The sequence below is a fragment of the Nesterenkonia sp. AY15 genome, from assembly GCF_022565855.1.
GTDB lineage: Bacteria > Actinomycetota > Actinomycetes > Actinomycetales > Micrococcaceae > Nesterenkonia.
This window is the reverse complement of record NZ_JAJOYV010000001.1, coordinates 530,907-549,911: the sequence shown is the minus strand read 5'-3', so window position 1 is coordinate 549,911 and position 19,005 is coordinate 530,907. Positions and strand designations below refer to the sequence as shown.

The 19,005-nt window shown below is 67.7% G+C and carries 18 protein-coding genes; 5 read left to right on the top strand and 13 right to left on the bottom strand.

Annotated features, from left to right (window positions below):
- Positions 1–4 precede the first annotated feature (4 nt).
- Both LSI54_RS02445 and LSI54_RS02440 read left to right on the top strand, forming a co-directional pair.
- On the top strand, positions 5–2,182 hold the full coding sequence (locus tag LSI54_RS02445) for a RecQ family ATP-dependent DNA helicase (protein ID WP_446740411.1): 2,178 nt from the start codon (positions 5–7) through the stop codon (positions 2,180–2,182).
- 150 nt (positions 2,183–2,332) lie between these two features.
- A complete protein-coding gene (locus tag LSI54_RS02440) occupies positions 2,333–3,997 on the top strand; it encodes an FAD-dependent oxidoreductase (RefSeq protein ID WP_241477666.1) in 1,665 nt (554 codons plus the stop codon).
- Here the strand turns inward: LSI54_RS02440 and LSI54_RS02435 are convergent.
- From LSI54_RS02435 to LSI54_RS02410, 6 genes are all read right to left on the bottom strand, one after another.
- Entirely contained in the window at positions 3,975–4,877 is a 903-nt protein-coding gene (locus LSI54_RS02435) for a ribokinase (RefSeq protein WP_241477665.1), read from the bottom strand. The genes LSI54_RS02440 and LSI54_RS02435 overlap by 23 nt on opposite strands.
- 278 nt (positions 4,878–5,155) lie before the next feature.
- Entirely contained in the window at positions 5,156–5,434 is a 279-nt protein-coding gene (locus LSI54_RS02430; RefSeq protein ID WP_036473958.1) for a metal-sensitive transcriptional regulator, read from the bottom strand.
- Between the two features lie 33 nt (positions 5,435–5,467).
- Positions 5,468–6,310, bottom strand: a complete 843-nt coding sequence (locus LSI54_RS02425) for a sulfite exporter TauE/SafE family protein (RefSeq protein WP_241464118.1) — start codon at positions 6,308–6,310, stop codon at positions 5,468–5,470.
- Positions 6,307–6,954, bottom strand: coding sequence for a rhodanese-like domain-containing protein (locus tag LSI54_RS02420; RefSeq protein ID WP_241464116.1), 648 nt, complete (start codon positions 6,952–6,954; stop codon positions 6,307–6,309). Before LSI54_RS02420 ends, LSI54_RS02425 begins: the two co-directional genes overlap by 4 nt.
- A 57-nt stretch (positions 6,955–7,011) precedes the next feature.
- A complete protein-coding gene (locus tag LSI54_RS02415) occupies positions 7,012–8,403 on the bottom strand; it encodes an MBL fold metallo-hydrolase (protein WP_241464115.1) in 1,392 nt (463 codons plus the stop codon).
- Between the two features lie 147 nt (positions 8,404–8,550).
- Complete coding sequence (locus tag LSI54_RS02410) at positions 8,551–9,276, bottom strand: ArsR/SmtB family transcription factor (RefSeq protein WP_241477664.1); 726 nt, start codon at positions 9,274–9,276, stop codon at positions 8,551–8,553.
- A gap of 204 nt (positions 9,277–9,480) precedes the next feature.
- On the opposite strand from LSI54_RS02410, the gene LSI54_RS02405 reads away from it, so the two are divergent.
- The 3 genes from LSI54_RS02405 (at position 9,481) to LSI54_RS02395 (ending at position 12,769) form a co-directional block, all read left to right on the top strand.
- Positions 9,481–10,767, top strand: coding sequence for an MFS transporter (locus LSI54_RS02405; protein WP_241477663.1), 1,287 nt, complete (start codon positions 9,481–9,483; stop codon positions 10,765–10,767).
- Complete coding sequence (locus LSI54_RS02400) at positions 10,674–11,120, top strand: rhodanese-like domain-containing protein (RefSeq protein ID WP_446740410.1); 447 nt, start codon at positions 10,674–10,676, stop codon at positions 11,118–11,120. The genes LSI54_RS02405 and LSI54_RS02400 overlap by 94 nt, the downstream gene beginning before the upstream one ends.
- Positions 11,121–11,464: 344 nt before the next feature.
- Positions 11,465–12,769, top strand: a complete 1,305-nt coding sequence (locus LSI54_RS02395) for an MFS transporter (protein WP_241475455.1) — start codon at positions 11,465–11,467, stop codon at positions 12,767–12,769.
- A 3-nt stretch (positions 12,770–12,772) separates the two neighbouring features.
- Here LSI54_RS02395 and LSI54_RS02390 read toward each other — a convergent pair whose 3' ends face one another.
- The 7 genes from LSI54_RS02390 to LSI54_RS02360 form a co-directional block, all read right to left on the bottom strand.
- Positions 12,773–13,033, bottom strand: a complete 261-nt coding sequence (locus LSI54_RS02390) for a hypothetical protein (protein ID WP_241477661.1) — start codon at positions 13,031–13,033, stop codon at positions 12,773–12,775.
- A gap of 312 nt (positions 13,034–13,345) precedes the next feature.
- Entirely contained in the window at positions 13,346–15,583 is a 2,238-nt protein-coding gene (locus LSI54_RS02385; protein WP_241470076.1) for a polyribonucleotide nucleotidyltransferase, read from the bottom strand.
- Between the two features lie 281 nt (positions 15,584–15,864).
- The gene (gene rpsO, locus LSI54_RS02380) at positions 15,865–16,134 is read right to left on the bottom strand and encodes a 30S ribosomal protein S15 (RefSeq protein WP_036473966.1); all 270 of its coding nucleotides are present in this window, start codon (positions 16,132–16,134) and stop codon (positions 15,865–15,867) included.
- Between the two features lie 115 nt (positions 16,135–16,249).
- Positions 16,250–17,149, bottom strand: coding sequence for a class I SAM-dependent methyltransferase (locus LSI54_RS02375; protein WP_241477660.1), 900 nt, complete (start codon positions 17,147–17,149; stop codon positions 16,250–16,252).
- Between the two features lie 14 nt (positions 17,150–17,163).
- Positions 17,164–18,195: a bifunctional riboflavin kinase/FAD synthetase gene (locus LSI54_RS02370; protein WP_370642647.1), complete on the bottom strand. Its 1,032-nt coding sequence runs from the start codon at positions 18,193–18,195 to the stop codon at positions 17,164–17,166.
- Positions 18,195–18,662 carry a hypothetical protein gene (locus tag LSI54_RS02365; protein WP_370642648.1) on the bottom strand — a complete coding sequence of 156 codons (468 nt, stop codon included), beginning with the start codon at positions 18,660–18,662 and terminating at the stop codon, positions 18,195–18,197. Before LSI54_RS02365 ends, LSI54_RS02370 begins: the two co-directional genes overlap by 1 nt.
- On the bottom strand, positions 18,644–19,000 hold the full coding sequence (locus LSI54_RS02360) for a hypothetical protein (RefSeq protein ID WP_342357715.1): 357 nt from the start codon (positions 18,998–19,000) through the stop codon (positions 18,644–18,646). The genes LSI54_RS02365 and LSI54_RS02360 overlap by 19 nt, the downstream gene beginning before the upstream one ends.
- Positions 19,001–19,005: the final 5 nt, after the last annotated feature.

Below are 19,005 nucleotides of genomic sequence, written 5' to 3'. Positions count from 1 at the left end.
TCACGTGAGCATCCCCAGCACGAACACAGCCAGCCCTGACTCCTCCGCCGCCGAGCGCGATCCGGCCTTCTACACCGAGGCCCGCGAGCGCCTGGCCGCGCTGGCCGGAGCCGAGGTGGACTTCCGTGACGGCCAGTTCGAGGCGATCTCCGCGCTGGTGCAGGAACGACGCCGGGTGCTGGTGGTGCAGAAGACCGGCTGGGGAAAGTCTGCGGTCTACTTCCTGGCCGCTCATCTGCTGCGCAGCCGCGGACGCGGGGTCAGCCTGATCGTCTCCCCGCTGATCGCGCTGATGCGCGACCAGATCGCCGCCGCCACCCGCGCCGGGGTGCGCGCCCAGGCGGTCAGCTCCGCCAACGCCCACGAATGGGACTCCATCATGGAATCCCTGCGCAATGACGAGCTCGACGTGCTGCTGATCTCCCCCGAACGTCTGGCCAACCCGCGCTTCCGCGACGAGGTCCTGCCCGGGCTGCTGCAGCGCATGGGCATGCTGGTGGTCGATGAGGCTCACTGCATCTCCGACTGGGGTCATGACTTCCGGCCCGACTACCGCCGCATCGGGGAGATCGTGCGCAACCTCCCCGCCGAGGTCCCGGTCCTGGCCACCACCGCCACCGCGAACTCACGGGTGGTCGAGGACATCGCCGCCCAGCTCACCCCTGCCGGGGAAGCTGCCGGACCTCAGGGGGCTGACAAGGAGGTCCTGGTGCTGCGCGGCACGCTCAGCCGTGAATCCCTGCGCCTGGGCGTCCTCTCGCTGCCCGACTCCGAACAGCGCATCGCCTGGCTCACCCAACATCTGAAGGACCTCACCGGCAGCGGGATCGTCTACGCGCTGACCATCTCCCAGGCCACCGACCTCGCCGCGCACCTGAATTCGCACGGCTACAAGGTCGCCGCCTACACCGGGCAGACCGACCCGGATGAGCGCCAGCAGCTGGAGCAGGCGCTCAAGGACAACACGGTGAAGGCGTTGATCGCGACGAGCGCGCTGGGCATGGGCTTCGACAAGCCGGACCTCGGGTTCGTGGTCCACCTCGGCGCCCCTTCCTCCCCGGTCTCCTACTACCAGCAGATCGGCCGTGCAGGACGCGCGGTAGACAGCGCCGACGTGCTGCTGCTTCCCGGCAAGGAGGACATCCGCATCTGGGAGTACTTCGCCCAGGCCTCCATGCCGACCCAGGAACGCGCCGATGCCGTGCTGGGCGCCCTCTCCCCCGAGACCACGCTCTCGGTGGCCAAGCTCGAGGCCATGGTGGAGATCCGCCGCTCCCCGTTGGAGCTGCTGCTCAAGGTCCTGGAGGTCGACGGCAGCGTCCGCCGGGTCTCCGGCGGCTGGCTCTCCACGGGCAGACCGTGGACCTATGACGCCGAGCGTTATGACACCATCCTGGCGATGCGCCGGGCCGAGCAGCAGCTGATGCTCGACTACGAGCGGCTCCCCGCCGGGGTCTGTCGAATGGTCTTCCTGGCCCACGCCCTCGACGACGAGGAAGCCCAGCCCTGCGGTCGCTGTGACACCTGCGCAGAGACCTGGTTCCCGCATGATGTCTCCCAGTCGGCCCTCGCCGAGGCCAAAGACAGCCTGGACCGCGTCGGTCTGGAGATCGCCCCGCGCAAGCAGTGGCCCACCGGGCTGGACGCACTCGGGATCAACCTCAAGGGAAAGCTCCCGGCCGAGGCACAGTCCCAGCCGGGACGAGCACTCGCCCGGCTGAGCGACCTCGGCTGGGGCACCCCTGTCCGCGAGGCGCTCCAGGGCGCCGACGCGGAGGTCTCCGAACAGCTGGTGCGTGGAGCGATCCGGGTCCTGGCCGAATGGGGCTGGGCACGGCGACCCGACGTCGTCGTCTCGATGCCCTCCCGGAAGCATCCGGTGCTGGTGGACTCCATCGCCCGGGCGCTGGCCCAGGTCGGTCGGCTGCCCTACGCCGGAGCACTGGAGTGGGTCGACGGCGGTCCCACCAGCACCCCGGACACCAACAGCGCCTTCCGGCTGGCCGGGCTCTTGGGGAAGTTCGCGGTGCCGAAGGAGCTCGCCGAGAAGATCAACGGCGCCTCGGTGCTGCTGGTCGACGACGAGGTCGTCTCGCGCTGGACGCTCACCGTGGCAGCCCGGGAGCTGCGCGGGGCGGGTGCGGCAGAGGTGCTGCCCTTCGCGCTGGGCATGCGCGGCTGATCCCGACTCCCTGCAGGTGATTCGGGCGGGATGAACAGGCGGAGGGTACGGGCGTGAATGCTGGATACTCCCAGCTCCAGCCACCAGGATGAGGACCATCGCCGGGACTCCGTTCCCGGCCACCGGCAGCAGCCTGAGGAAGGACGACCTGTGAACTCACAGAGCCCGCACACCGCCTATGAGCCCTCGAACACCCACCGCTCGGTCTGGCTGGACACCTACTCCCCCGAGTCCATCCCCAGCGACTCCTTCACCGAGGGCGCGCACTATGACACCGTCGTCGCCGGAGCGGGCCTGACCGGTCTGACCACGGCGGTGCTGCTGGCCCGGGCAGGGCACAAGGTGGCGGTGCTGGAAGCCCGAGCAGTCGGGGTCGTCGCCACCGGCAACACCACCGCGAAGCTCTCTCTGCTGCAGGGCACCACGCTCTCCAGCATCCGCAGGCACCACTCCGCTGAGGTGCTGCAGGCGTATGTGGACGGCAACGATGAGGGCGTCTCCTGGCTGGTCCGCTATATGCAGGAACACGGGGTGCCCTATCAGCATCGCACCGCCTACACCTACGCCACCACAGAATCCGGACTCTCCTCGGTGCAGGAGGAGTTCGCCGCCTGCCAGGAGGCTGGGTTGCCGGTGACCTGGACCGATCAGACCGATCTGCCGTTCGAGGTCAGCGGCGCCGTGGCACTGGCGAAGCAGACTCAATTCCACCCCATGGAGGTCCTCGCCGCCCTGGCCGAGGAGCTCCGTCAACGCGGCGGGGAACTCATCGAAGGGGTCAGGGTCACCGGGGCGACCTCCAACGGCTCCGCGGCTGGTGACGCATCCGACACTGCCGGGGGCGCCGGTGCGAGATCCCGTACGGGAACTCCCCGGGCCTCGGTGGAGGACGACACCGAAGGCTCCCCTCTGGACCCGGCAGTGGATGAGGCGCCCCTGACCGTGGAGACCTCCCAGGGTCAGGTGACCGCGGCGCGGCTGATGCTCGCCACCGGGGTCCCGGTCCTGGATCGCGGCGGCTATTTCGCCAAGCTCAAACCCAACCGCTCCTACGCGATGACCTATCGGGTGCCCGGCGCTCCGGTCAGCATCCCGAAGGGCATGTATCTCAGTGCCGACACCCCTGGCCGAACCCTGCGCACGGTCCCGGTGAACGGTGAGGAGCTGCTGCTGATCGGCGGCAACGATCACGGAGTGGGCCGTTCACCCTCCGAGCGCGCCGCCGTGGATGATCTCGAGGCCTGGGCGCAGGCCCATTTCCCCGGCGCGAGGCGCACCCACGTGTGGTCCGCCCAGGACTACCGCACCGCGCAATACGTCCCGTTCTTCGGCGCGCTGCCCCGCGGCGGCGGAAGGATCTATCTGGCCACCGGGTACAACAAATGGGGCATGAGCAACGCGGTGGCCGCGGCGCTGGCCATCTCGGCGCAGATCCTCGGCGGGCACATGGCCTGGGCCGAGACGCTGAGCAAACGGATGGTCACGCCTTCGGACGTGTTCACCGGGATCAAGGACAACCTGGAGGTGGGCGGGACCCTGGTGGCCGGCTGGGTGGGCGCCGAGCTGCGCTCGCTGCCCGAGGACACCCCCGAGGAGGGCGAGGGCAATGTGGGTCGCGACCATGGGAAACCTGTCGGGGTCTCCACCGTGGACGGTCAGACGTGCAAGGTCTCCGCGATCTGCCCCCACCTGGGTGGGGTGCTGAAATGGAACGACGCGGCCCTGTCCTGGGACTGCCCGCTGCACGGCTCACGCTTCGCCGCCGACGGGGAGCTTCTGGAAGGGCCCGCGGTCACGAATCTGTCGCCATTGTGAAGTCCCGCGGGTAGGAGGCCTGGGCGCCGAGCCGGGTGGTCGTGGCGGCGGCGAACCTCGAGGCGATGGTCGCCGCCGTCTTCAGACTGTCTCCGCAGGTCAGCCGTCCGAGCAGGGCACCGGCGAAGGCGTCCCCGGCGCCGCTGGTGTCGACTGCCTGCACCTGGACGCTGGGCACATGCACCGGTTCCAAGCCAGATTCATGGATGCTCGCCCCGGCTGCTGCGCGCGTGACGATGAGGGTCTCGATGCCCAGCGCGCCGGTCGGGTCTTCGGGTGTCGGGGCCTGCGAGTGACGGTGGGCAGCGCCGGCATCCGCCAGCAGCTGGTCGGCCTCACCTTCATTGACGATCACCAGGTCCACGTCGCGGAGATCCAACGTCTGCTCAGACAACGGTGAGGCGTTCAGCGCCACCCTGGTCCCTGCCGCGCGGGCGCGGGCAGCCACCTCCAGGACGGTGTCCAGCGGGACCTCCAGGCTGAGCAGGATCCAGTCGGCCTGGTCCAGCAGCGCTTCCGGGCAGTCCTGGGCTTGGAGTTCCGCGTTGGCCCCGGGGACCACCACGATGGTGTTCTCCCCGTCAGCGCGCACGGTGATGAAGGCCATCCCCTGGGCGCCGCGGCCCGGAGCGACGGCGTCGACGTGAACCCCTGCCTCGCGCAGCGCGTTCACCGCTTCGGCCCCGGCGGCGTCGGACCCGCAGCGAGCGATCAGCTGCGCCTCGGCGCCGACCAGCGCTGCGGCCACTGCCTGGTTCGCGCTCTTGCCCCCGGTGGCGGTCTGCGACGCGGTGGCCAGCAGTGTCTCCCCGGGCTGTGGGAACTCAGGCAGCCGCGCGGTGATGTCGCGGTTCACCGATCCCATGACGAGCAATGTCATATGTGTCCTCTCCTGTGCAGTGCAGCTGAGTCCCATGATGCCAGCGATGCACAGGGGCCTGCCGCCAGAGATGAGCACGGCTCGGAGCGGGTGCGCGGCAGCGTCTGGAATTGTGCCGCGGCGGCGAAGAACCCGATGCGAACGATCACGCGCGAAAGGCCCAGCCGATGTGCGGCTGGGCCTTTCGAATGTATGCACGGCGGTGAGCACGTCCGGCGTCATGCAGCCGGGAGCACCTCGGTGGCGCTGCCCTGACCCGCAGCCCCGGCCTGCTCAGCTCAGGAGAGCGAGAGGAAGAGCTTCTCGAGCTCCTCCACGGTCAACCCGTCCTCGGTCTCCGCCGCCCGCTCAGGGTCGGTGACGCAGAACTGCATCGCCGAGGAGACCACGCTGAACCCGGCGCGGTCCAGGGCGGTGGACACCGCCGCGAGCTGGGTGACCACGTCGCGGCAGCTGCCGCCGTTCTCCACGGCGTTGATCACCGAGTCCAGCTGGCCGCGGGCCCGCTTCAGGCGGTTCACGATCTTGCGCTGTGTCTCCGGATCGGCTTCTCTCATGATTCTCTCCCTGTTTCTCGCACTGATTCGTCTCTATGTTGCCAGCTGATCTCCGCGCCGGCGGTACAGCAGGGTCCCGAGCAGCACCACGATGGCCGCTGCGGCACCCAGGCCGTAGGCCAGCGGCAGCTCCTGGAGGAACACCACCACGCCCATGGCCAACACCAGATATCCGAAGGCCTTCTTCAGCGCCTTCTCTGGGACGTGCTTGCCGAACGCGGTGCCGATCAGCGCGCCGATCACCGTGATCACGGTGATGATCAGCACCGGGACCCAGTCGATGCTCACCGAGGTCAGATACCCGGCGAGCCCGGTGAAGGACTTCATCGAGATGATCAGCAGCGAGGTGCCCACCGCGGCGGGCATCGAGAGCCCGCCGAGCAGCACCAGCGCCGGAACCACCAGGAACCCGCCACCGGCACCGACCATGCCGGTCACCAGACCGACCACGAGTCCTTCGATCAGGATCTTGGCCAGAGGAAGCTTCTTCCTAGGCTGACCAGAGGCTTTGGCGCGACGGTCCAGGATCATCGCCAACGCCGTGGCGACCATCATGATGCCGAAGGCCACCATCAGCACGACGCTGGGCAGTCGGCTCCCCAGCAGTCCGCCGCCGAAGGCTCCCACCATGGCCGCGGCGCCGAAGATGAACCCGGTCCGCCACTGCACGTTTCCGCGCTTGGCATGGGCGACCACGCTGACCGCGGAGGTGACCCCGATGATGAACATCGAGGCGGCGATCGCCTCCTTCGGCGGCATTCCCGCCACGTAGGTCAGAAGCGGAACCGCAAGGATCGTGCCCCCGCCGCCGAGCAGGCCCAGCGAGATCCCGATGATGACGGAAAGGATCATCGCCAGGATGAGACCGGTACTCACCCCCGCGACGCCGGAGTCTGGATCTGCGTGGAGCGAGGAATCTGCGCCAGGAATGCCTCCACGGTCGGGTCAGCCTCCACCTTGTTCCACGGCATCTTGTTCAGCGCCGCGGCCATCGCACAGGAATCGGTCGCCGCGGAGAAGGTCAGCCCCGCACCGATCGCGCCGGCGACGTAGCCGACCTTCGGGGAGATCAGCTTGCCGCCGAGGAACCCGGCGAGCACCAGCGATCCGGCGACCATCCGGACCTGGCGATCCATGGCCCAGCGCTGCTGGCCACGGTGCGTGTGCTGGCTGTGCTGCGCTTCCATGGCGACGACGCCGCCCTCGAGCACCCGTGCCGTGTCCACTCCTGCAGCGCGCAGGTGCTGCAGGGCCTGGTTGGCGCGGTTGCCGGTCTGGCAGATCAGCACGATATCGCCGTTGAACTGCTCGGCCAGGGTCTCCTTGTTCTTCTGCAGCAGATCCAGCGGGACGTTGTGGGACCCGGGGACCCGCAGCGACTCGTGCTCCGCAGGGGTGCGCACGTCGACGAGCAGCGGGGCGTTCTGTGAGCGGAGCTTCTCGACGAGTTCGGTGGGGCTCATCGGGGATGCGGCCGCCGTCGTCGTCGGGTTCAGGGTGCTCGTGGTGGTGTTAGCCATAGGGCTGGTGTTTCCTCTCGAAAAGTGTGTGGTGCTGCTGAGACCAGAACAGTCTGATCAGTGTGATTTGTTCCAGTCTGACCAGCCGGCATAGCTGCCGACGAGTTCGCGGACGTCATGGCCCTGCCGGCGCAGCGCGCTGGCGGCCACCGAGTTCCGGACCCCGGACTGGCAGTAGGTGACGATCGGGCCGGAAGCAGGAAGCTGATCCTGGTTCCACAGCACGCGGCCGGCGCTGAGCTGCTTGGAGCCGGGGACGTGGCCGTCGGCGTGTTCGGACTTGTTGCGCACATCCAGCAGCAGAGCCGGCTCGAAGTTCTCCAGCTCGGCAGGGGTGATGGTGGCCGGCTGAGTCTGCGGCAGGTCGGCGATGCTGACCGTGTAGCCCTTGACCGCATCGATGCCCACTCGCATCAGGTGATTCCGCATGTCCTCGGCCTGGTCCTGATCCGCGGCCAGGAGGATCAGCGGCTGCTGCTCCTTCTCCGGGTCGTAGGCCCAGGCGCCGTAGCTGGCGAACTTGCCGCCGGCGGGGATGTTCAGCGCAGCGAGGACGGTGCCCTGCTTGACCTCGTCGTTGGTGCGGGTGTCCACGAAGATCGCGCGGTCCTCTTCCAGGGCGCTGCGCACCTGGTCCGAGGTGAAGGCCTCGAGGGGGCTCAGCGGGCCGAGCACTGCGGGGCCTTCCTTGTTCTCGCGCTTCATCCGACCGAAGTAGGCGTGCGCGTCTGGCTGGCCGTCGAGCAGCTCATCGATGAAGCCCTGTTCATCGTCATTGGCCAGGTGCTTGGACCACCAGGCGTTGATCCGCTCGTAGCCGACCGTGGTGGCGGGAAGCGCGCCGAGTGCCTTGCCGCAGGCGCTGCCGGAGCCGTGGCCGGGGTAGACCAGCACATGATCGGGCAGCGTGAGGAACTGCTCTTTGAGGCTGGTGAAGAGCTGCTTGGCTCCCACGAAGCGGGTGTCCACTCCCCCGGCGGCTTCATCGAGGAGGTCGGGGCGGCCGAGGTCTCCGGCGAAGACGAAGTCTCCGGAGATCATGTAGCCGGGGTCGTTGCTGAAGGCGCCGTCGGTCACCAGGAACACCAGGTGCTCAGGTGTGTGGCCGGGGGTGTGGCGGGCCTCAATGGTGATGTTGCCCAGCTTGATGGTGTCCCCGTGGGTCAGCCGGGTGGCGTCGAAGCCGTACTGCCAGTCATCGCCGCCCTCGCCGGAGACGTAGGCCTCCGCGTTCGCGGCGGCAGCGAGCTCGCGGGTGCCGGAGAGGTAATCGGCGTGGATGTGGGTCTCGGCCACGGCGGTGATGCGCATGCCGTGGCGGGCGGCCAGTTCGAAGTATTCGCTGTTGTCGCGGCGGGCATCGATGACGATGGCCTCGCCCTTGGACTGGCAGCCGATGAAGTAGCTGGCCTGAGCCAGGTCCTCGTCGTAGATCCGTTCAAGAAGCATGAGATCCCTTCCTTTGAAAGTCAATGGATACCCCAGGGGGTATGTCACTACTCTCGCACATACCCCCTGGGGTATACAAATCTAGCCAAGTCGCCCGGGCTCCATAGCGCTCTGGACCTTGCCGATGCGAGCTGGGAGAGGACGTCCTCACTGGTCATGCAGGCGTGCAGCCACTCCGGAGGCCACCAGGCCAGGGCCTGTGTCTACAGGCAGCTCGGTCAGGCGCCACTCCAGCATGCCCTCATGCAGCCGCCAGGCAGTCCGGCCGGCGGCACGCAGGAGATCCACCGCTTCGTACGCGAGCACGCAGTAGGCGCCACGGCAGTATGCAACGACGTCCTGACCGGACGGCAGCTCGTTGATCCGCCGAGGAAGCTCCTCCACCGGGATGGACACGGCACCTGGGATATGGGCGGCCACATACTCCTCGACAGGACGTACATCAAGCACCGTGACCTCGCCCGCGGCAACCCTGGCCAGAAGCTCGTCCCGGCCAACCTCGTCCCGCTCACCCGGGGCCCCGGCAGCCCGACCGCTGACCAGATAGTCCTCCCGGGCGCGACCCACATCAGAGACTCGTTCACCGGCCACATTTCGAAGCTGCTCATAGAGCCGGATCACATCCAGGCCCGCCAAGCCGTAGTGCACCCGGGTGCCGTCCCGGCGAGTGGTCACCAACCCAGCCTGCTTGAGCACCTGCAGATGAGCCGAGGTGGTGCTCAGCCCCAGCTGAGCTGCAGCCGCCAGGTGCTCGACGCTTCGCTCGCCCTGGGCAAGCAGATCCAGCAGCTCCAGGCGCTTGCCGCTGCCCAGCGCCTTCCCCACTCGAGCCAGCTGCTCGAACAGCACGGTCTTCTTCTGCCGATCACCCAATTGATCCTCCAGACTTCTTTGGATTATCATAACAACCAGTATTCTAGTTTTCTTTGGAATACGAGATCAGCCCGACTCCTCGGGCAGCGCCGGCCTAGGAAGGGCGAGCCTCATGAAGGGTTCGGGATGCACTCACATTCGCAGGAACGCTGGGGCCGCCGTCGAGCGGACCCAGCGCTTCACGGCGAGCCCGCAGGTGGAGACATGAGCGCGCGTCGGTCCCCCGCAGGGCCACCGACGCTGGGACTGCGCGCCAACATCTCCCAGTTCACCCTCCTCGTCGCGGTGAACGCCCTGGTGGGAGGCATGGTCGGCCAACAGCAGACGGTGCTCCCGCTGCTCGCGGAATCCGAGTTCGAGCTCACGGGCTATACGTTCATCTTCACCTACGTCGCCGCCTTCGGCGTCACCAAGGCCATCGCCAACTACTTCGCCGGGACCCTGTCGGACAGGTACGGCCGCAAGCCGGTACTTCTCATCGGCTGGCTCTTCGCCGTGCCCGTTCCGCTGATGTTGATCCTCGCGCCGGACTGGGGCTGGATCATCGCCGCAAATGTCCTGCTGGGCATCAACCAGGGGCTCACCTGGTCCACCACAGTAGTGATGAAGATCGACCTCGTGGGGCCCACCAAGCGCGGCTTGGCCATGGGGCTGAACGAAGCCGCAGGGTATGGCGCTGTAGCCGTGACCTCCCTGCTGGCGGGATACCTGGCGGAGCAGTTCGGGCTGCGCCCGGCACCGTTCCTGTTGGGCCTCGCCTACACCGCCCTGGCGCTGCTGCTCTCAGGTGCGTTCGTGCGCGAGACTATCGGGCACGCCCACTTGGAGGCCGCCGAGCATGTGGCCCGTGCCGACGGCACCCACGATCACCTGCACGCAGACCTCACCAGCCGGCAGGTCGCAGTCCAGACGAGCTTCCGGGAACCGGCCCTCTCTTCGGCCAGCCAGGCTGGGCTGGTCAATAATCTCAACTTCGGTCTCTCCTGGGGTCTCTTTCCCCTGCTCTTCGCCACGGCCGACCTCTCGGTAGGCGAGGTCGGGCTTCTCTTCGCGCTATACCCAGGCGTGTGGGGAGCGGGGCAGCTGGTCACCGGCGCGCTCTCGGATCGGATCGGGCGCAAACATCTGATCACCGCAGGGATGTCCACGCAAGCCGTGGCTCTGATACTGATCGCCTCGGGTGATGACTTCAGCAGCTGGGCCGCGGGCACGGCTCTGCTCGGGGCCGGCACTGCGATGGTCTACCCGACGCTGCTCGCCGTGGTCGGCGACGTCGCCCACCCGGCCTGGCGCGGTCGAGCGGTAGGCGTCTACAGGGTCTGGCGCGATCTCGGCTACGCAGCCGGGGCTGTGCTGGGCGGGATCGTGGCCGACCTGATGGGACTCTCTGCCGCGGTATGGGTGGCTGCCGCCGTCAGCGCAGTCTCGGCCGCGATAGTGGCGGCACGGATGTACGAGACCCACCAGAGGCCCTCGGTGAGCAGACATTGAGCTGCGCACAATTCAGTTTCGACCCTCGACCCGTAGCCCAGGAGGCCACAATGCAGGAAGTCTCACCTTCAATGACGTTCAAACGGATGGAGACGGCTCAGATCGTTGACGTGCGAGAAGATGAAGAAGTCAGCGCTGGCATGATCCCGGGAGCCCTCCATATACCCCTGGGACAGCTGCAGACACGACTGCCGGAACTCGACTCCGCACGGCCGACGATCACAGTGTGCCGCAGCGGTCGGAGAAGTCTGACGGCGGCGCAGACCCTGAGCGACGCAGGATTCACCGTCGAGAGCATGGAGGGCGGGATGAATCTATGGGCCAAAGAGGGTCATCCGACGGCGCTCCGCTGAGAAGCCTCTGCAATTCCTTGAACTCAGCACCTCCTCACCGGCACCCCTGGCGTCCCTGGGCACGAGGCTGATGTCCACCGGTGGCCCTCTCTTCAGACAGCCCCTGCGCCGAGGAAGCCCTCCGGCGCGCGACGCGTTGAGCGCCGGAGGCAGGAAGTGCAGATGGCGCCAGCTGAAGGACAGCCGGTACGCTGAGAACTCTGCCCTCCCCCGGCCCGGTCCAGCTGCGGCCGCATCGCGGGAGCGCTGACATTTCGTGTATCTACCTGTCTCGGCGGCGGCCTCGCTGTGGAGTCAAGGCGGCACTGAGCACGCGAGAGCCGACTCCCGGAGGATCCACCACCATGCCCGCGCACCAGTCCGACGCCGTGCAGCCGCGACCAGCTGCTGAGCCAGGCACTCGTCCCGCACCCAGCTTCCCCGGCTCCGACCCGCGGCAGACCCTGCGCGGCGCCGTGGGTCCCGCCTATTTCCCGGTGGCCCTGCTGGCGCGCTTCCCCTACGCGATGATGGTGGTCGGGGTGCTGACCCTGGTGGTGGCCGCACGGGATTCCATCAGCCTGGGCGGACTGACATCGGCCATGGTCGGTCTGGGCACCGCGATCTTCGGCCCGCTCATCGGAGCCGCGGCGGACCGCTGGGGCCAGCGCCGGGTGCTGCTGATCGCCGGCTCCGCCAGCAGCCTCTCGCTGCTCGCCATGGCCTGGGTGGTCTATAGCCCCTTCGGCACCTGGGCCGTGCTGACCTCGGCCTTCTTAGTGGGAGCCACCGCTCCGCAGGTCCCGCCGATGTCGCGCAGCCGGCTGGTGGGCGTGATCTTCCGCGAGCTGCCCCCGGCACGGCAGCAGAAGACTATGAACTCCACGATGGCGTATGAGTCCGCCGCCGATGAGATCACCTTCGTCTTCGGTCCGGTCATCGTGGGCCTGCTCGCCGCCACGCTCGGCGGAGCGGCACCGATGATCGGCGCCGCGATCCTGACCCTGTGCTTCCTGATCACCTTCGCGCTGCACCGCACCGCGGACGTAGTGCCCAAGAACGCCGCCACCCACCAGGAGCCCGCACCGGTGCGGTCACTGTTCGCGCCGCGGCTGCTGGTGCTGATGGCCGGCGCGCTGGGCATCGGGCTGATCTTCGGCTCCACATTGACCACGCTGACCTCCTTCATGGCCGACCTCGGCTACGCCGAACGCGCCGGGCTGGTCTACGGCGCGATGGGCATCGGCTCGGCGGTCTTCGCCCTCGCCGCGGCCCTGTTCCCGGCGAGCTTCAGCCTTCAGGCGCGCTGGCTGAGCTTCGGCGGCGTGCTGCTGCTGGGCACCATCGGACTGCAGTTCGCCTCGGCCCTGCCGGTGCTGCTGCTGGTGCTGCTGGTGATGGGGGTGGGGATCGGCCCGACCCTGGTCACCCAGTTCAGCCTGGTGGCCGAGCGGAGCCCGCGGGGGCGCTCCACCACGGTGATGTCGCTGCTGACCACGGCGATCGTGATCGGTCAGTCGTCCTCCTCGGCGATCACCGGGTATCTGGCTGAGGGCTTCGGGACCCAGGTCGCGGCGCTGGTGCCGCTGGTCGCCGCGCTGCTGATCATCCTCGCCGCGGTGGCCAATGCGCTGGGTGTGAGCAACGCGCGGGACTACTCCCGGGACTGACCCTCAGCCTGGTCGTGGTGCTGATCCTCCGCCTCGTTGCGGCGCTCCGCTCCCCCCCGGCACGTCTTCGGGATGCTCTCCGGCGCGCGCGTCGAGGGTCGGCCAGACCCCGGCCGTGCCTGTTCGCAGCACCGGGCGCAGCACCGAATCCTGCAGCGAGGATCCGCGGCGTCGTCGTCGGAGGGCCAGCACCAGGCGGACCACCACCGCCCCGCCGAGCACGACCCAGAAGCCGAGGAACAGCCATCCCACCACATGGTCCATGGGACCCACCTTGTCATGGTCCATCGAGCCGCTGAACCCCCGCCGCCTCACTGGGTGAGATACAGCTGCGTCCGGGCAGGCTGGAACCCCGACAGCCTTCATCTACTGGGCGATTTGGGCGCTTTTTCCGCCCTTCTGGGGCCCAGAGATCCCTCAAATCGCCCACTCGATGCGCGACAGAGCAGCTGGAGAGGGCACTGGTCCTGGGACCCCCGTGACACGAAGACGGCCGGTGAGGTCCCCGTCAGGGGAGCCTCACCGGCCGTCTCTTTGGCTCAGCTTCTCAGCTGGAGCCGTTGACGCAGAAGCTGATCACGCGTCGTCGTTGTCCGACTCCGAGGAGCCGTCACCTTCGACGACGGGTGCCAGGCTGAGCTTTCCGCGGTCATCGACCTTGGAGATCTCGACCTGGATGCGCTGGCCGACGTTGACGACGTCTTCGACGTCATCCACGCGCTTGCCCTCGTTGAGCTTGCGCAGCTCGGAGATGTGCAGCAGGCCATCCTTGCCCGGGGTCAGCGAGATGAACGCGCCGAACGTGGTCAGCTTGACCACGGTGCCCAGGTACCGCTCGCCGATCTCGGGGACCTGCGGGTTGGCGATCGCGTTGACCGCGGCGCGGGCTGCCTCAGCAGCTTCGCCGTTGGTCGCGCCGATCAGCACGGTGCCGTCATCCTCGATCGAGATGTCGGTGCCGGTGTCCTCCTGGATCTGGTTGATCATCTTGCCCTTCGGGCCGATGACCTCACCGATCTTGTCCACGGGGACCATCACCGAGATGATGCGCGGTGCGAACTCGGACATCTCATCCGGGGTGTCGATGGCGGCGGCCATGACGCTCAGGATGTGCAGGCGAGCTTCGCGGGCCTGCTTCAGCGCTGCGGAGAGCACCGAAGCGGGGATGCCGTCGAGCTTGGTGTCCAGCTGGATGGCTGTGACGAACTCGGAGGTGCCGGCGACCTTGAAGTCCATGTCGCCGAAAGCATCTTCGGCGCCGAGGATGTCGGTCAGGGCGGCGTAGCGGGTCTCACCGTCGACCTGGTCGGAGACCAGGCCCATGGCGATGCCTGCGACCGGAGCCTTCAGCGGCACACCGGCGTTGAGCATGGACAGCGTCGAGGCGCAGACCGAACCCATCGAGGTGGAGCCGTTGGAGCCCAGGGCCTCAGAGACCTGGCGGATCGCGTAGGGGAACTCCTCGCGGGACGGCAGCACCGGGGTGATGGCGCGCTCAGCAAGAGCACCATGTCCGATCTCGCGGCGCTTGGGTGAACCCACGCGGCCGGTCTCACCGACCGAATACGGCGGGAAGTTGTAGTTGTGCATGTAGCGCTTGGTCTTCACCGGCGACAGCGAGTCGATGTTCTGCTCGAGCTTGAGCATGTTCAGCGTGGTGACACCCATGATCTGGGTCTCGCCGCGCTCGAAGATGGCCGAGCCGTGCACGCGGGGAAGGACCTCGACCTCGGCGGTGAGCTGGCGGATGTCCGTCAGGCCGCGTCCGTCGATGCGGACCTGGTCGCGCAGGATCCGCTGGCGGATGACCTGCTTGGTCACGGCGCCGAAGGCCTTGGCGACCTCGCCGCCGCGACCCTCGAACTCCTTGCCCTCGCCGGCGAGGTCCTCGCGGACCTCGGCCTTCAGCTCGGAGTCGGCAGCGTCGCGCTCCTGCTTGTCAGCGATCTGGTAGACCGCGCTCAGACGCTCCGAAGCGGAGGACTCCACCGCGGCCAGCACGTCGGACTCGTAGTCCACGAAGGTCGGGATGTCGATGGCGGGCTTGGCGGCGCGAGCTGCCAGGTCTGCCTGTGCGTCGCAGAGGACCTTGATGAACGGCTTTGCAGCCTCGAGGCCCTCGGACACGATGTCCTCGGTGGGCGCGGTGCGGCCCTGCTCCTTGATGAGCTTCCAGGAGTCATCGGTGGCTTCGGCCTCGACCATCAGCACGGCGATGTCGTCGTTGACGACTCGACCGGCGACGACCATGTTGAACACGGCGTCCTTGAGCTGGGAGTGCTTCGGGAAGGCGACCCACTGGGCGCCTGAGCCGGTGTCCACGAGGGCCACGCGCACTGCACCGATCGGGCCGGAGAACGGCAGACCGGAGAGCTGGGTGGACATCGAGGCGGCGTTGATGGCGACCACGTCGTAGAGGTCATCCGGGTTGATCGAGAGGATGGTCTCGACGACCTGGACCTCGTTGCGGATGCCCTTCTTGAAGGCGGGGCGCAGCGGGCGGTCGATCAGGCGGCAGGCCAGGATCGCGTCGACGGAGGGGCGACCCTCGCGGCGGAAGAAGCTGCCGGGGATGCGACCTGCGGCGTACATGCGCTCTTCGACGTCGACCGTCAGCGGGAAGAAGTCGAAGCCCTCGCGGGGTGACTTGCCCACCGTGGTGGCCGAGAGCAGCGTGGTGTCCTCGTCCATGGTGACCAGGACGGAACCGGCGGCCTGCTTGGCGAGGCGGCCGGTCTCGAAGGAAATCGTGCGTGTACCGAATGATCCGTTGTCGATCACGGCTTCGGTGTAGTGAATCTCGGGACCCTGCATTACAGGTGTCTCCTCTCAGTAGCGTGCATTGCTGGCGAGCCAGTGAGAGGAAAGAATCTGCGTACATACGGTCGGTCATCGATCGAAGCCCACGGGCCTGGCACGTGTCGTGCCTCCCGGAGGCTACTACCGAGGACCGGAACATATGAGTTCGATCCCTCTCACTGGCGGGTGCGCCACCCACTATCCTCGCATACAAAGCAGGCGGCTCCTACGGTCATGAAGACCGTTTCAGGAGCCGCCTGTTTCGTTGCTTGGTGATCAGCGTTTGACGCTGAAGCTCATCGGCGGATACCGAGACGCTTGATCAGCGAACGGTAGCGCTCGATGTCCGTAGCAGCAAGGTACTTCAGCAGACGACGACGGCGACCCACCAGGATCATCAGACCGCGACGGGTGTGGTGATCATGCTTGTGCACCTTCAGGTGCTCGGTGAGGTCGGAGATCCGACGCGTCAGAACCGCAACCTGAACCTCGGGTGAACCAGTGTCACCCTCGGAAGTTGCGTACTCCTTGATGATCTCCTGTTTGACAACGGGATCTAAAGCCATGGAAGAGCTCCTTCATTGTTGTACCGCGAACAGGACCGGGCTTTGCCCGTGAGGGCCAGGGACCAGTGTCAGCCACCGCGGACTGCAGCATGACGACGTCGCCGAAGCGACCTTTCTACGATACAGGAGCGCCTGGCACACGGGAAACGCTGGTGTGCAGCACGGTCAGGTACGGCAGCGCGACCGGCTCCCCCGGGGTGAGCTCCAGGTGCTCGTCGAGGTACCAGTCCAGGTTGGCCCGGCGGCGGGCTCGGGCGGGCTCTTCGGCGGAGAGCCAGGAGCTCAGCGTGGTGGAGAGCTCCCGGATCTGTTCAGGTGTGATCTGCCGCTCCCACCGGGTCTGCGTGGTGTCCCAGGCGATGAAGCGTGCCGGGTCCACCGGCGGGGTCCAGCCCGGCCGGTAGACATCCCCGGCGCGCATGATCCGGGTCAGCCGGTGCACCCAGGGCACCGAGGTGTCCAGATAGTTCGCGACCACCCCCAGCACTCCCTGCGGCCGCAGGATCCGGCGCACCTCGTCCTGCACCAGGGCGTCATCGAACCAGTGCCAGGCCTGGGCCGCGACGACGACGTCGCAGCTCGCCTGCTGCAGCCCTGTCGCCTCCGCCGTGGTGCGGTGCACCTGAAGGCGGTGCGGCGGGCGGGTCTGTCCGGGGCTCTGCTCCGGATTCTGCTCCGGATTCTGCTCGACGCTGCGGGCGCACATGACCTCGGTCATGGCCGCAGAGGGCTCGACCGCGTGGACGCTGGCACCTCGGGCCAGCAACGCCCGGGTCAGGATCCCGGTGCCGGCGCCGAGGTCTGCGACCACCGGCGGCCCGACGGAAGCGCAGGATCCAGCCGCGCGCAGCAGCTGGTCCACCATCTCGTCGGGGTAGCGGGGACGGACCGCGTCGTAGCGCCGGGCCTCCTCGAGCGAGGTGTCATCGGCGAAGGAGGCGCCCAGGCGACGTCGTCGTTCTGGGTCGGAGATCAGCGCCTGCTGGGCGGGCCGTGGCTTGGGACGGGAGGGCACGTGCCGAATCCGGTCTACTCGACGGAGAGGCGGGCGAGGACCTGGCGGGTCTGATCCACGTCCTGGTACATCTGCTCGACCAGCTTCTCCACGCCTTCATAGGCGACCATGCCGCGCAGGTGCTCGACGAACTCCACCCGCACGTGCTGGCCGTAGAGGTCGAAGTCCTCCACCGCCTCGGTGGGCCGGTCGATCACGTGGGATTCCACCACCCGCTCGACCCCGTGGAAGGTCGGATTCGAGCCCACCGAGATCGCCGCGGGCCAGCGGGCGCCGGCGGCGTCGACCAGCCAGCCGGCGTAGACGCCGTCGGCGGGGATCATGCCCTCGGAGTCGCGGCCCAGGTTCGCGGTCGGGAAGCCCAGGTCGCGTCCGCGGGCGGCCCCGTGGACCACCTCGCCGAGCACCGCGTGCGGGCGTCCGAGCACCTCGGCCGCCGCGGCGACGTCGCCGGCCTCCAGGGCCTCACGCACCCAGGTCGAGGAGCAGCGCCGCTCGGTCTCGGCCACCGAATGCCCGATCAGCGCGAAATCATCCACGCCGAGCACGCTGAAGCCGTAGCGTCGGCCCAGCTCGACCATGGTCTCGAAGTTCCCGGAGTTTCCGCGGCCGAAGCGCACGTCGTGGCCGATGACGACCACGGAGGCGTTCAGCGTGTCCACGAAATAGGTCTTGACGAACTCCTCGGGGGTGAGCCCGGCGAGGTCGAGGTTGTAGTGCAGCACCAGCAGCGCGTCGATGCCGGTCTCGGCCAGGCGCTGGACCTTCTCCGCGGTGCCGGTGAGCATCTCCGGGGACTCTTCGGGGCGGTGGACCTGCAGCGGGTGCGGATCGAAGGTGATCGCCACGGCCTGGGCGCGCGGAGAAGCGTCCACTGCGGCACCATCGGCCGGCCCGTGGGCGGCGGCGACCAGACGGGTCAGGACCTCCTGGTGACCCAGGTGGACGCCGTCGAAGTTGCCGATGGTCACGGCGGTGGGTCCGAGCCCGCGGGGGACTTCTTCAAGACCATTCCAGAACTGCACGCCGATCAGCCTATCGCTCATCACTGGGTGTCCCGCGCGGCCTCGGTGCCCGGCCGGTGCCGCAGCAGCCAGAACAGGCCGATGAACGGCAGCAGCAGCGGCACGAACCCGTAGCCGGCACCGAAGTGGGACCACACGGTGGCCTCGTTGAAGAGCTCCGGATCAAGGTAGGTCCACAAGCCGACGCCGAGCACCCCGGTCAGCTCCACCAGCACCGCGATCAGGGCCACCAGCCAGGCGCGGGGGCCGATCCGAGCCAGGGCAAGGGTGGCGACGATGTAGACGGCGGCGGCGAAGGCGCTGAGCGAGTAGGACACCGGGGAGGCGTCGAAGTCGGTGAGGATCTGATACAGCGCTCGGGCGAAGGAGGAGACGGCAAAGATGCCGTAGGCGGTGATGATCAGCATGCCGACTCCGCGATTGCGCGGAGTGGGCGAGGCGTTGGCCGGCACGTCCGGCGACGGCCGGGTCATAGCGCGCTTCCCCACCAGATCTCCTCCAAGCGGTAGACCATCACGAACACGACAAGTCCGACGAAGCTCATCACCAGGTTGGACCAGCGGGTCTTGTCGATCATGGCCCAGATGAACACTCCGACCGGAAGCAGAAGTGCAGTCAGGATATAGCCCCAGAACTCCCACGCCTCGCCGGCCACCGGAGCCCCGGCGATCTGCCGGATCCCGGCGTAGATGCCGTAGGCGATGAGGTAGAGCTCGATCGCGGCCAGCGAGATGATCGAGGAGTCCGCGGGGTGGTCGCGGGCCGCGGTCATCACCCAGCAGACCAGCACGGAGAGCCCACAGACGATGGCGCCTATGAGGAACATCACCG